At 62.8% G+C, this 13,441-nt stretch carries 13 protein-coding genes; 12 read left to right on the forward strand and 1 reads right to left on the reverse strand.

The window, feature by feature from the left end; genetic code table 11:
* The first annotated feature begins 23 nt into the window (after positions 1–23).
* The 10 genes from FGE05_RS08130 to FGE05_RS08175 all read left to right on the forward strand — a co-directional run bounded on the left by FGE05_RS08130 (position 24) and on the right by FGE05_RS08175 (position 7,602).
* Entirely contained in the window at positions 24–335 is a 312-nt protein-coding gene (locus FGE05_RS08130; RefSeq protein WP_139643571.1) for a c-type cytochrome, read from the forward strand.
* Between the two features lie 157 nt (positions 336–492).
* On the forward strand, positions 493–822 hold the full coding sequence (locus tag FGE05_RS08135) for a cytochrome c (RefSeq protein WP_139643573.1): 330 nt from the start codon (positions 493–495) through the stop codon (positions 820–822).
* The gene (locus FGE05_RS08140; protein WP_139643576.1) at positions 819–1,997 is read left to right on the forward strand and encodes a cytochrome D1 domain-containing protein; all 1,179 of its coding nucleotides are present in this window, start codon (positions 819–821) and stop codon (positions 1,995–1,997) included. Before FGE05_RS08135 ends, FGE05_RS08140 begins: the two co-directional genes overlap by 4 nt.
* 2 nt (positions 1,998–1,999) lie before the next feature.
* Complete coding sequence (locus tag FGE05_RS08145; RefSeq protein ID WP_139643579.1) at positions 2,000–2,458, forward strand: Lrp/AsnC family transcriptional regulator; 459 nt, start codon at positions 2,000–2,002, stop codon at positions 2,456–2,458.
* Positions 2,455–2,967: an Lrp/AsnC family transcriptional regulator gene (locus FGE05_RS08150; RefSeq protein ID WP_139643581.1), complete on the forward strand. Its 513-nt coding sequence runs from the start codon at positions 2,455–2,457 to the stop codon at positions 2,965–2,967. The genes FGE05_RS08145 and FGE05_RS08150 overlap by 4 nt, the downstream gene beginning before the upstream one ends.
* Positions 2,960–3,403 (forward strand): Lrp/AsnC family transcriptional regulator, encoded by a 444-nt coding sequence (locus FGE05_RS08155; protein ID WP_139643583.1) that lies wholly within the window; start codon positions 2,960–2,962, stop codon positions 3,401–3,403. Before FGE05_RS08150 ends, FGE05_RS08155 begins: the two co-directional genes overlap by 8 nt.
* Positions 3,378–3,911, forward strand: a complete 534-nt coding sequence (locus FGE05_RS08160) for an Lrp/AsnC family transcriptional regulator (RefSeq protein WP_139643586.1) — start codon at positions 3,378–3,380, stop codon at positions 3,909–3,911. Before FGE05_RS08155 ends, FGE05_RS08160 begins: the two co-directional genes overlap by 26 nt.
* A 151-nt stretch (positions 3,912–4,062) precedes the next feature.
* Positions 4,063–5,244, forward strand: a complete 1,182-nt coding sequence (gene nirJ, locus FGE05_RS08165) for a heme d1 biosynthesis radical SAM protein NirJ (RefSeq protein ID WP_139643589.1) — start codon at positions 4,063–4,065, stop codon at positions 5,242–5,244.
* 25 nt (positions 5,245–5,269) lie between these two features.
* The gene (cobA, locus tag FGE05_RS08170) at positions 5,270–6,109 is read left to right on the forward strand and encodes a uroporphyrinogen-III C-methyltransferase (protein WP_139643591.1); all 840 of its coding nucleotides are present in this window, start codon (positions 5,270–5,272) and stop codon (positions 6,107–6,109) included.
* Positions 6,106–7,602 (forward strand): nitrite reductase, encoded by a 1,497-nt coding sequence (locus FGE05_RS08175; protein ID WP_139643594.1) that lies wholly within the window; start codon positions 6,106–6,108, stop codon positions 7,600–7,602. Before cobA ends, FGE05_RS08175 begins: the two co-directional genes overlap by 4 nt.
* 325 nt (positions 7,603–7,927) lie before the next feature.
* On the opposite strand, the gene FGE05_RS08185 is transcribed toward FGE05_RS08175, so the two are convergent.
* Entirely contained in the window at positions 7,928–9,394 is a 1,467-nt protein-coding gene (locus FGE05_RS08185; protein WP_139643600.1) for a hypothetical protein, read from the reverse strand.
* Between the two features lie 204 nt (positions 9,395–9,598).
* On the opposite strand from FGE05_RS08185, the gene FGE05_RS08190 reads away from it, so the two are divergent.
* Both FGE05_RS08190 and FGE05_RS08195 read left to right on the forward strand, forming a co-directional pair.
* Positions 9,599–12,256 (forward strand): excinuclease ABC subunit UvrA, encoded by a 2,658-nt coding sequence (locus FGE05_RS08190; RefSeq protein ID WP_139643603.1) that lies wholly within the window; start codon positions 9,599–9,601, stop codon positions 12,254–12,256.
* 384 nt (positions 12,257–12,640) lie between these two features.
* Complete coding sequence (locus tag FGE05_RS08195) at positions 12,641–13,369, forward strand: LuxR family transcriptional regulator (RefSeq protein WP_139643606.1); 729 nt, start codon at positions 12,641–12,643, stop codon at positions 13,367–13,369.
* Positions 13,370–13,441: the final 72 nt, after the last annotated feature.

Raw genomic sequence — 13,441 nt, forward strand, 5'->3', positions numbered from 1 at the left:
CTCCATCAATAAGAGGAAAAACCATGAAACCTATTCTGGTCGCGCTGGCACTGACCGCCCTCTCCAGCCTGCAACCGGCGCTGGCTGAGGATGGCCCGACACTGTTCAAGAGCAAACCCTGCTCGGCCTGTCACTCCATCGACACCAAGGTGGTCGGCCCGGCCCTCAAGGACGTCGCGGCAAAAAACGCCAGCGTCCCCGGGGCACAGGACGTGCTCGCCAAGCACATCAAGGAAGGCACGCAAGGTAACTGGGGACCCATGCCGATGCCGGCCAACCCGGTGACTGAAGAGGAAGCCAAGATCCTCGCGGCGTGGGTGTTGAGCCTTAAGTAACCCTGCGAGAGACACTTTGTAGCGAGGGATTTGTAGCAAGTGGACCTGTGGCGAGGGGATTTATCCCCTCGCCACAAATCAATCCCTTAGCCACAGATCCCCCCCCTAGCCACAGATAATCGTTGTTGCTCGCACCCTTTCAATTCAGGAGGACGTCATGGAACGACACAGCGCTGCAACCTGGATGATGACACTGCTCCTGACCTTTTCTGCCTGCGCGCTTGCCGCCCCCGGGCCTCAGCGCCAGGCCCAATTGCAACACCTGCTGGACCAGGACTGTGGCGCCTGCCACGGCCTGTACCTGACCGGCGGCCTCGGCCCGCCCCTGACCCAGGCCGCCCTGGCCGGAAAATCCCGCGACAGCCTCGTCGCCACCGTCACCCAAGGTCGCCCCGGCAGTGCCATGCCCGGCTGGGCACCGCTGCTCGGGCCTGACGACATCCGCTGGCTGGTGGACCGGCTCCTGCAAGGAAAAACCGACCCATGATCCGTTCCCTCCTGTCCTATACAGCCGCTGTGCTGTTGCTGTCGGCCTGCGCCCAGGCACCGCTGCGCGGCACCGGTGACCTCGGTGTGGTGGTGGAACGCGCCAGCGGCAGCATGCAGGTCATCGAAAGCGACGGCCGCACCGTGCTCGGTCGTGTCGAAGGGCTGGGCGACCTCTCCCATGCTTCAGTGGTGTTTTCCCGTGACCAGCGCTATGCCTACGTGTTCGGTCGTGACGGCGGCTTGAGCAAGGTCGACCTGCTGACCATGCGGATCGAACGGCGCATCCTCCAGGGCGGCAACAGCATAGGCGGCGCGATCAGCCAGGACGGCAAGCTGATTGCTGTCTCCAACTACGAACCCGGCGGCGTCAAGGTGTTCGACGCCCGGACTCTGGAACAGGTCGCCGACATCCCGGCCACACCCTTGCCGGACGGCAGCAAACGTTCCCGGGTGGTCGGCCTGGTGGACGCACCGGGACAGCGCTTCGTGTTCAGCCTGTTCGACACGGGCGAAATCTGGACGGCCGACTTCAGCCAGGGCCAGGTACCACGCATCGAGCGTTTTACCGCAATTGGCCAGCAGCCTTATGACGCGTTGATCACCCCTGAGGGCCGCTATTACATGGCGGGTTTGTTCGGCGAGGACGGCATGGCGCAGCTCGACCTGTGGCATCCGGAACGCGGCGTGAAGCGCGTGCTGGGGCATTACGGGCGCGGTCAGGCGCGGCTCCCGGTTTACAAGATGCCCCATCTGGAAGGCTGGGCCATGGCCGACGGACAGGCTTTCGTGCCCGCCGTCGGGCATCACCAGGTGCTGGTGATGAATGCCCGCGACTGGCAGCAGACCGACGCCATCGCCGTGGCCGGTCAGCCGGTGTTTGTCACGGTGCGCCCGGACGGACGGCAGTTGTGGGTCAACTTCGCCTATCCGGACAACGACCGGGTCCAGGTCATCGACACTCAGACCCACGCCATCGTGGCTGATCTGCGGCCGGGGCCTGCAGTGTTGCACATGGAATTCACCGCTCGCGGCGACCAGCTATGGCTGTCGGCTCGGGATGGCAACGACGTACAGGTCTGGGACCCCTACCGGCTCGAACGCCTGGCGACCCTGCCCGCCCTCAGTCCCAGCGGCATTTTCTTTAGCAGCCGCGCGCATAAACCGGGGTATTGACCATGACGGAGAACTCACTGGCCCGTCGCCTGATCGACCGTTTCCAGCATGGCATGCCGTTATGCGCCGAACCCTATCGGGTGATGGCCGACGCCCTCGGCTGCAGCGAAGCCCAGGTCCTTGACTGCCTGCAACACCTGCAAGTAGCCGGCACCCTGTACCGGGTCGGCCCGGTGTTCGAACACACCCGGGCCGGTACCAGCACCCTGGCGGCCCTGGCCGTGCCCGAGGACCGCTTGCAACAGGTGGCCGCCCGCGTCAGCCAGTATCCCGAGGTCAACCACAACTATGCGCGGGAGCATCGCTACAACCTGTGGTTCGTCCTCACCGGTCCCGACCGCGCTCATCTGGACAACATTCTCCGGGAACTGGAGCACGACACCGGCCTGATACCGCTGGACCTGCCCATGCTCACCGCCTACCGCATCAACCTGGGCTTTGCCCTGGAGGCCTCCTCATGAACCAGCCTTTGAGCGAACACCAGTCGTTGGCCCTGCGCCGTCTTCTGGAGAGCGGCCTGCCGCTGACGCCGCGCCCCTTCCAGGCCCTGGCCGAACAGGTCGACGCCGACGAACAACAGGTGCTCGACCGGATAGGGCAATGGCAGGGACAAGGCCTGTTCCGCCGGGTCGGCCTGGTGGTCAACCACCGCGCCCTGGGTTTTGCCGCCAACGCCATGCTGGTGCTGGACGTGCCGGACGCCTTGGTCGATGAAGTCGGTCGCCGCCTCGGCAAGGCCCCGGGCATCAACCTGTGCTACCAGCGGCCACGGCGGCTGCCCCAGTGGCAGTACAACCTGTTTTGCATGATCCATGGCCGCCAGCGAGACCGGGTCGAGGCCCAGGTCCAGGCATTGCTGGCCGAGCATCTGCTGGACGATCTGCCTCACCAACTACTGTTCAGCACCCACCTGTTCAAGCAGTGCGGCGGTCGCTTCACCCCACCGGCAGGAACCCGTATCGATGGATGACCTCGACCGCCGCCTGATCAACCGCCTGCAGTTGGGCCTGCCGCTGGTGCGCCAACCCTGGCAGGCACTGGCCCTAGAGCTGGGCAGCAGCAGCGACGAACTGCTCGACCGGCTGCACGAACTGCTCAACGACGGCGTGCTCACCCGTTTCGGCCCGATGTTCGATGTAGATCGCCTGGGCGGCGCGTTCACCCTGGCAGCGCTGGCAGTGCCCGAAGCCCGCTTCGAAGCCGTTACCGAGCGGCTCGCGGCGATGCCCGAGGTGGCCCACAACTATCGCCGCGAGCATCACCTGAACATGTGGTTCGTGCTGGCCTGCGCCAGCGAACAGGCCATCAGCGAAAGCCTGCTGCGCATCGAGCGCCTGACCGGCCTGGTGCCACTGAACCTGCCCAAGGAGGAGACTTACCATGTCGGCCTGTATTTCCCCGTCTGAACCATCGCTGCAAGCGCCACCGCGGTTGAATGAAACATCTCTGGCGCGGCGCCTGGTCGAACTGACCCAGGAAGGCTTGCCACTGCTGGAAGACCCGTGGGCCTGGCTCGCGGAGCAACTGGAGCTGAGTGTGGAATCCACCCTCGACCTACTCAAACGTCTGCAAGCCGAAGGTGCCATCCGCCGCATCGCCGCCGTTCCCAACCACTACCGCCTGGGCTATCGCCACAACGGCATGACCGTCTGGGACGTCGCCGACGCCGACATGCCGCGCCTCGGTTCGTTGCTGGGCGCGCAGCCCTTCGTCAGCCACTGCTACCGGCGCCCGCGCAGGCCTGGCTGGCGCTACAACCTGTTCGCGATGGTCCACGGCCGCAGCCGCGCGGAAATCGACAGTTACCGCGACCATCTGCGCTACCTGCTGGGAGATGCCTGTGCCGCCGACGACATGCTGGTGAGCAGCCGCATCCTGAAGAAAACCGGCCTGCGCCTGATGCCTGTCAGTTAAACCAGGACCTGTAGGAGCAAAGCTTGCTCGCGATTGGGGCAAGTCAGTCGACCGCTATTGGCTGTTCCACCTCTATCGCGAGCAAGCTTTGCTCCTACAGGTTTGTGCACTGAGCACATAGATCGAGAATCGTGTATCGGAAGGAGCGACCATGTTGAGGATCAGCCATTATCTGCGCGCCCTGGCCGGCCAGTGCCCCGCTCCACGCACCGCCCCCGCGGGCAGCAGCCGGGCGCCGGTAGTGATCTGGAACCTGCTCAGGCGCTGCAACCTGACCTGCAAGCACTGCTACGCCACCTCGGCCGACAGCGTGTTTCGTGACGAGCTGGACACTGCTGCCGCGCTCAAGGTCATCGACGACCTGCATGACGCCGGTGTGCGCGTACTGATCCTCTCCGGCGGCGAACCGCTGTTGCGCGAAGACCTGTTCCAGCTCAGCGCCCATGCCCGCGACAAAGGCTTCTTCCTCGCCCTGTCCACCAACGGCACGCTGATCGACCCGAGCAACATCGAGCAGATCCGCGCCGCGAACTTCGACTACGTCGGCATCAGCATCGATGGCCTGGAAGCGACCCACGATGCCTTCCGCCAGCTCAAGGGCAGTTTCGCCCGCTCCATGGCCGCCATCCGGCTCTGCCGTGAGCGAGGGATCCGGGTCGGGTTGCGCACTACCCTGACCCAGCAGAACCATGCCCAACTGCCCCGGCTCCTGGACCTGATGAATGAATACGACGTGCAGAAGTTCTATCTGTCGCACCTCAACTACAGCGGCCGGGGCAAGCGCAGCCGCAAGCTCGATGCCCATCAACAGATGAGTCGCGAGGCCATGACGATGATCTTCGAGCGGGCCTGGCGCGACATCGAACAGGGGCGCGAGAGTGATTTCGTCAGCGGCAACAACGACGCCGATGCAATCCTGCTCCTGCAATGGGTCGCCCGCCGTCAGCCCCATCGTTATGGCGAACTGGAGCGGATGCTGCGGGCCTGGGGCGGTAACGCTTCGGGCAGCGGTATCGCCAATATCGACAACACCGGCGAGGTCCACCCCGACACCTACTGGTGGCAGCACTCCGTGGGCAATGTCCGCCAGACGCCGTTCAAGGCCCTCTGGCTGGACCGCCCCGACGCGCTGCTGCTGAAACTGCGCGAGCATCCGCGAGCTGTCGGCGGTCGCTGCGGACAATGCCGCTGGCTGGCCATCTGCAACGGCAACACCCGTACCCGGGCCTGGGCCGATGGCGACCTGTGGGGCCAGGATCCCGGTTGCCATCTCAGCGACAAGGAAATTGGCCTGGATGCGATTCCCAGCGTGGCGATGCCTTGCACCCGATAATTTGAGTCCGAACCAAGGAAACCTCATGCCCGTCCCCCTCGTTCTACCCGCGGCGCTACAATCCCCTTTCAGACCGGGCGAAGTCGCTCTGGTTGGCGCCGGCCCCGGTGACCCTGGCCTGTTGACGCTGCGTGCCTGGAGCCTGTTGATGCAGGCCGATGCGGTGGTCTATGACCGCCTGATCAGCCCGCAATTGCTCGGCCTGATCCCCCTGCCGTGCGCCCGGCATTATGTCGGCAAGGCGGCTGGCTGCCACAGCCTGCCCCAACCGCAGATCAACGAACTGCTCGCCGATCTCGCCGACCAGGGTCAACGGGTGGTCCGGCTCAAGGGTGGCGATCCGTTCATTTTCGGCCGTGGCGCCGAGGAGCTGGAGTACCTGCTGGCCCGTGGCATCGATTGCCAAGTGGTACCCGGCATCACCGCCGCGTCCGGTTGCAGTGCCTACGCCGGCATCCCGTTGACCCATCGCGACCTGGTCAACTCCTGTCGCTTCATCACCGGCCACCTGCAACGCGAAGGCGACCTGGGCCTGCCGTGGCAAAGCCTGGCGGAGGCCAGCCAGACCCTGGTGTTCTACATGGGGCTGTCGAACCTGGGCACCATTGCCGCGCGGTTGATGGAGGCCGGCCTGGCAGCAGACACCCCGGCGGCACTGGTCAGCAACGGCACCCACCCCGACCAGCAAGTGCTGCGCGGCACCCTCGCGCAACTGCCGGAGTTGGCAAGAAGTTGCGCCGAAGGCCTGCCGACCCTGACGGTGATCGGCCAGGTGGTCGGGCTGTTCGCCCACCAACCGCTGCATCATCCGGCGCGCCTGCTGCCCCTACCCACCCGGCCTCAACTGTCGAAGGTAGCGCCATGAGGTGCTGGTGGGTGATGCCGTTGATGTGGGTCGGCGCAGCCCATGCCAACGTGACCGGCGGGCCGGACCTGGAACAGGCCGAGCGCGATTACCAGCAGCACTGCCAACAGTGCCATGGCGCCAATCGCATCGGCGGCGCCGGGCCCGCGCTGTTGCCCCAGAGCCTGAGCCGGATCAAACCCGACGAAATCCGCCAGGTAATCGAAAAGGGTCGCCCGGCCAGCCAGATGGCAGCGTTCGGCGCGGTGCTCGAGCCTGCGCGGATCGACGGCCTGACGCTATATCTCCAGCGCTCGCTCGCCGTCGAGCCGACCTGGAGCGAAGACGACATCCGCCAAAGCCACCGAGTGCTGGCGGATGTCGCCAGCCTGCCCGATAAACCCCAGCACAACGCCGACCCGTTGAACCTGTTCGTGGTGGTGGAAGCCGGTGACCATCATGTCGACATCGTCGATGGCGATCGCTTCGAGGTGCTGGCCCGCTTCGCCTCGCACTTTGCCGTGCACGGCGGGCCGAAGTTCTCCCCTGACGGGCGCTTCGTCTATCTAGCCTCCCGGGACGGCTGGATCAGCCTGTATGACCTGCACAACCTAAAGTTGATCGCCGAGGTGCGCGCCGGGCTCAATACCCGCAACCTGGCGGTGAGCAAGGACGGGCGCTGGGTGCTGGTGGGCAATTACCTGCCCGGTAATCTCGCGGTGCTGGATGCCCGGGACCTGTCGTTGGTGAAGATGATCGAGACGGTGGGCCGCGATGGCAAGGCCTCGCGGGTCAGCGCGGTCTACACCGCTCCGCCGCGCAACAGTTTCATTGTCGCCTTGAAGGATGTGAAGGAAGTCTGGGAGCTGTCCACCGGTCCGAAGCCGGACTTCGTGCCGAGGCGTATCGAGGTACAGGACCAACTGGATGATTTCTCCTTCTCGCCCGACTATCGCCAGTTACTCGCCACCTCCCGCCAGGCCCAGGGCGGACAGGTGATCGACCTGGACAGCGGCCGCGTGGTGACCGACATCGCCTTGCCGGGGATGCCTCATCTGGGCTCGGGCACCTATTGGAAACGCGACGGGCGCTGGCTGTTCGCGACGCCCAACATCAGCAAGGGACTGGTGTCGGTGATCGACCTCGATACCTGGAAAGTCATCAAGCAGATACCGACTTTGGGGCCGGGCTTCTTCCTGCGCAGCCATGCCAATTCCCGCTACGCCTGGACCGACGTGTTCTTCGCCCAGGGCAACGATGCCATCCACCTGATCGACAAACAGACCCTGGAAATCGCCCACACCCTGCGTCCCATGCCCGGCAAGACCGCCGCCCATGTCGAGTTCACCCGTGACGGCCGTTATCTGCTGCTGAGCATCTGGGACACCGACGGTGCGCTGATCGTGTATGACAGCAATACGCTCGAGGAAATCAAGCGCCTGCCCATGAACAAGCCTTCGGGTAAGTACAACGTCGGCAACAAGATCGAGTTTGTCGAGGGTACATCCCACTGAACAGCGGTCATTCGTTAAGGATGGCCCCCGACCTCAGCCTGACCCCATATTGACCCTGCCACCGCTATCGCGGGCAAGCCCAGCTCCCACAAGTCCAGCGCCCGGCGTCAATGCTGCATTCACCGCAAATCCACTGTGGGATCGGGCTTGCCCGCGAAGGCGTCGGTCCAGTCTGCATCCCTGCGGAATGTGCCACCGCCATCGCGAGCAGGCTCGCTCCCACAGGTCCGGCGCCCGGCATCAATAGTGCATTCACCGCAAATCCACTGTGGGAGCGAGCCTGCTCGCGAAGCACCAGGCCAGACAACGCAAATCAGACAATCATTCAGTGCAACCCATAGGAACAAAGCCCACCATCATGATTGTCGAACCAATTGCCTTTGCCCCAGATCACCCGGTCCTGTGCCGGCTGAAACCCGACGATGCCCAGGTAGCCATCAATGGCCAGGCGTTTCCAGGACTGGCCCCAGTCGTTGGAGTAGAACACCCCGTCGGCCGAAATGGTCGCGTCCGACCACCAGTAGAGCCAGCGCGGCGGGTGGTGTGCGCTGGTGGTGTTGATCAGCAGGCTGTTTTGCCCAACCCAGAAATGCTCCTCGCGCACCCGGCTCTCCGAGGCCAGGGGGGCAAACGGGCTGGGCAACTCGCTCAAGGTGCGCCAAGTCAGCGCGCCGGTGTCCAGTTCGGCGATAACGTCGCGGCCACCGTTGCCTTGGTCGATCAGTCCGATGACCCGTCCGCTGTCGTTCTGGATCAGCATGCTGACAAACAGATTGTTCTCACGCTGTACCTCCACTACCCGCCACTCCCCCGCTTCACGCTGCAAACGGGCACGGGTAGTCAGGTTGAACGCAAGGTTGTTGCTGACGCCGTCGGGGTTGCTGGCCCAGAAGCGCTGGGAGACCCAGATGAACGCATGCCGGTCATCCAACTGCAGGACGTTGGTTCGTACTTCCCCTTGCTCGCCCAGGTCGGTGCGCCATTCAGTGATGCCGGGGTGTTTTTCGTGCACTGACTCAGCGGACACCAGCAACGACTCGGACGCCACGATCGGTGTGCTGCTCATGCCACGATCGGCAGAATAGAAGACCCCGGTGGGAACGACACCCGGGGTCGTCTCGCCGCCGAAGTCATCCGCAGTAGCCGGCCGGCCCCAGGCCCAGACTTCATCCGCGCCGTGAAAATACGGCTTCAGGTTCCAGGCCAACGAGTCGGCGCCGGCAAACCAGCCTTTGCTCAACCAGGTCCAGTGCTTGCCCTGATCGTCGCTGCGCAAGACCACGGTCTGGCTGACGTCGTCGGCGTTGGCACCTTCAGGCCGGTCCAGGCCGGTCAGCAGGAATACACTGGCGCCGTCCGGACTGGCGACCAGGCAAGCCGCGCCGCTGACGTGAGCCACCAGTTGGAACTGCCCCTGGGCATCCAGGCGTGAAATGAAGGAGGTTTCTTCTTCACGGACGATGAGATTGGCGTAATACCCTCCCGGCTCTGGCGCTTTCGGTCTGCCATAGACCACAGCGTCCAGGTTCACCACCTCGGCGCCGGGTTTCAACTGGTTGGCGTCACCGTCCAGGCGCCCGACCAGCCAGGTGCTTTGCCCGGTCACGGCGACGCCCGTGCAGTACTGGGTCATCGCCCGCAGTCGGGTATCCTTCACCGCGCCGAGCTGTTGCCGGTCCGGGCTGGCACCAGCCCATTCCAGCTTGGCGCTGGCGAGTATCCACATGTACCACAGCCCGGCAACGCCCAGCAGCGCGACAAACAGCGTAATGAGGCGTTTCGATCGAGGCATGAGAAGTCCATATCCATGGGAAAACTGAGAAGCTTTTCGCATTTCTCTCAGTGCTAGTAAATTTTTATCGCACGAAAACCGCTGAAGCCTGTCGCATGATTTTCATCGCTGTGACTCAGATTGCATTTTGCACTCGTCGAGCGATGCAGTTTCGCCGCGCCACCTTGACGGGTTAAGGTCGCACTGAACCACAAGGAACACCCGATGCCCCCACGCGCCAGCCTGGATAGCTCTGCCCCACCACTCGAGTACAGCGGTTTCGTCCGGGTGCGTGGCGCGCGCGAACACAATCTCAAGAACATTGATGTCGATATCCCGCGCGATGCCCTGGTGGTGTTTACCGGCGTGTCGGGCTCGGGCAAGTCGTCGCTGGCCTTCTCGACGCTTTACGCGGAGGCCCAGCGTCGCTACTTCGAATCCGTCGCGCCGTATGCGCGGCGTCTGATCGACCAGGTGGGTGTGCCGGACGTGGGCAGCATCGAGGGGCTGCCGCCGGCGGTGGCTTTGCAGCAGCAACGCGGTACGCCCAGTGCGCGATCCTCGGTGGGCAGCGTCACCACCTTGTCGAGCCTGATTCGCATGCTGTACTCCCGGGCGGGCAGCTATCCGGCCGACCAGCCGATGCTCTATGCCGAGGACTTCTCGCCCAATACGCCACAGGGCGCATGCCCGCAATGCCATGGCCTGGGGCGAGTCTACGAAGTGACCGAGGAGTCCATGGTACCGGACCCTTCGTTGACCATCCGCGAGCGCGCAGTCGCAGCCTGGCCGATGGCCTGGCAGGGGCAGAACCTGCGGGATATCCTGGTGACCCTGGGCTACGACGTCGATATCCCATGGCGCGACCTGCCGAAAAAGCAGCGCGACTGGATCCTCTTCACCGAAGAGACTCCCACTGTCCCGGTATACGCCGGGCTTACGCCGGCCCAGACCCGCGCCGCCCTCAAACGCAAACTCGAACCCAGTTACCAGGGCACTTTCAGTGGCGCCCGGCGCTACCTGCTGCATACCTTCATGCACTCGCAAAGTGCCCAGATGCGCAAACGCGTGGCGCAATACATGCGCGCCAGTGCCTGCCCCGAATGCGCCGGCAAACGCCTCAAGCGCCAGGCACTGACCGTCACGTTCGCCGGCCTGGACATTGCCGAGCTGTCGCACCTCTCCCTGTTGGAACTGGCCGATGTGCTCAAGGGTGTAACGGCTGCGGATTATCTGGAGCAACCCGAAGAATCGACCGACGTCCTCACGCACCGGCAAACCCGAGAGGCTCGCGAGCAACGGGCTGCCAGGGGCGAAAGCCCCCACGCAGGCGGGCCGGACGCGCGCCATACGCCCAATCTGTCCCTGGAAAAACGCTTGGCCGCGCAACGCATTGCCGCCGAATTGCTGGAGCGGATCGTCACCCTGATCGACCTCGGCCTGGGCTACCTGGCCCTGGAGCGCAGCACCCCGACGCTGTCTTCCGGCGAGCTGCAACGCCTGCGCCTGGCAACCCAGCTCAACTCCCAGCTGTTCGGGGTAATCTATGTGCTGGACGAGCCTTCCGCCGGCCTGCACCCTGCCGACAGCGAGGCGCTGTTCGACGCCCTGCAACGTCTCAAGGCCGCTGGCAATTCCGTGTTCGTGGTCGAACACGACCTGGACACCATGCGCCGCGCCGACTGGCTGGTCGACGTGGGCCCGGATGCGGGTGAACAGGGTGGCAAGATTCTCTACAGCGGCCCGCCTGGTGGGCTTGCCCAAGTACCCGAGTCGCGAACCCGCGCTTATCTCTTTGCCGAAAAGACTCATGTCTCGCGCAGTCCTCGAGCGCCGGACGACTGGTTGCGCCTGGAGGGCATCACCCGCAACAATCTCGATAACCTGAGCGCAGCGTTTCCCCTCGGTTGCTTCACCGCCGTGACCGGCATTTCCGGCTCTGGTAAATCCAGTCTGGTCAGCCAAGCCCTGCTGGACCTGGTAGGCACCCACCTGGGCCTGGCCAGCCACGACGCCGAACCGGATGAGGCAAGCCTGGAAGACGAACCCGAACAAGCCAGCGGCGGACGTGTCACCGCCGGACTCGACGCCATCAAGCGTCTGGTCCGGGTGGACCAGAAACCCATTGGCCGCACGCCGCGCTCCAACCTCGCCACCTACACCGGCTTGTTCGACCACGTGCGCAAGTTGTTTGCCGCGACGGAGCAGGCCCGTGAACTGGGATTCGATGCCGGAAGGTTTTCTTTCAACGTCGCCAAGGGCCGCTGCGAAACCTGCGAAGGTGAAGGCTTTGTCAGTGTCGAGTTGCTGTTCATGCCCAGCGTGTATGCACCCTGCCCGACCTGCCAAGGTGCGCGCTACAACCCACAGACGCTGACCGTGAACTGGCAGGGATTGAACATCGCACAGGTATTGCAATTGACCGTCAACCAGGCGCTCGAGGTATTTGCCGGGCAAGCGGCGCCAAAACGCGCGTTGCAGGTCCTGCAGGATATCGGATTAGGCTACCTGCGCCTGGGCCAACCGGCCACGGAGCTGTCCGGCGGCGAGGCGCAGCGCATCAAGTTGGCAACGGAACTGCAGCGCAAAGCCCGAGGGGCTACGTTGTACGTACTGGATGAACCGACCAACGGACTGCACCCCCAGGATGTGGATCGCCTGCTCGTGCAGTTGAATCGCCTGGTGGATGACGGTCATACGGTGGTCGTGGTGGAGCATGACATGCGGGTGGTGGCGCAAAGCGACTGGGTCATCGATATTGGCCCGGGAGCGGGTTCCCAGGGTGGGAAAATGGTGGTTTGCGGAACGCCAGGCCAGGTGGTCGACTGTGCCCAGAGTCGAACGGCAGGGTTCCTGAAAAGGGCATTGCAGCCTGAAAATTAAAGCTTTTTCAATGTCACTGGCTGTATCGGAAAAGCTGTCTATACTACCTCCCAGTTAATCGTTTCAGTACATATAGTTTAACTAGCGGTCTCGCTGCCCATAGTGTGAGGCCGTACTTGCCAGGAGGCACAATGACATCGATTCATCGATCAAAGCAGCAACATCATGGGGTGCTGGAACAGCATGACCACCCCTTGATAATCCCCCTGATGAACAGGGAGATGCCTCTCGCCCCGAGCGCCTTCGTAGCACTGAGCAAAGCCCCGACCTGTTCGTGTCGTTGTTGAGCCGGCTCTGAAAACTTTCACTCCCATTTGGCGACTCTAAAGGTATAGAGCCTGGCTACGTCAAAGTCCTACATTCAAACTTTCGAGCTCGCTCATCATGCTCAAGCCCATTTCAAGTCATCTGTTCAATTTAATCCAAGAGGTGGAGAACAACATCTCGGGCGTGAGCGAAGAGGAGTACACCGAGATACTGGGATGGATATTTTCCAAGCTGGGGATCGATAAGTTCGCCTACGTCCATCTGGAGCCCACACCGTCCAACAACTCCAAGGTTTCCATCTATAGCAACTACCCATCCGAATGGGTGGACACCTACCGCAAGAACTCACTCTACAAATCAGATCCGGTCATGGCTAACACGGCCATCACCGCTATACCTTTTTTCTGGAATGAAATACCGGCGGAAATAGACAACAACCCCGAGATATTCGACCAGTCAGCCTCCTACGGCATCAAACAGGGTTACACCGTTCCCATCCATGAACCCGGTCGAGCATTCGGCTCCCTTCACCTGTCTTCAGAAGAGAATGATCCCGACTTCCCCACCATCGTCCGCTCGAACCTGTTCATCATCAAAACTCTCAGCGTCATCGCCAATCAATATCGGCCCATGGAAATCGCCAGTGAAAGCAACTTGAAACTATCCCCCAGGGAAATTGAATTCCTGCGCTGGCTCGCACTGGGGAAAAACTACAAGGAGATAGGCTTGATCATGAACATCACCGAGCGAACGGTGAAGTTTCATGCAAAACAGATGACCGAGAAAATGGATTGCACCAATGTCAAACAAGCAATGATCAAAGCGGTGCAGCTTAACTTCGTTTAACTCCCCTTCCTCATAGCCCCTACGATACCGGCGACGGTCTTGTCGAGACCCGACGCCATGCCCGACATTACC

It is taken from the genome of Pseudomonas sp. ICMP22404 (genome assembly GCF_006227205.1).
Lineage (GTDB): Bacteria > Pseudomonadota > Gammaproteobacteria > Pseudomonadales > Pseudomonadaceae > Aquipseudomonas.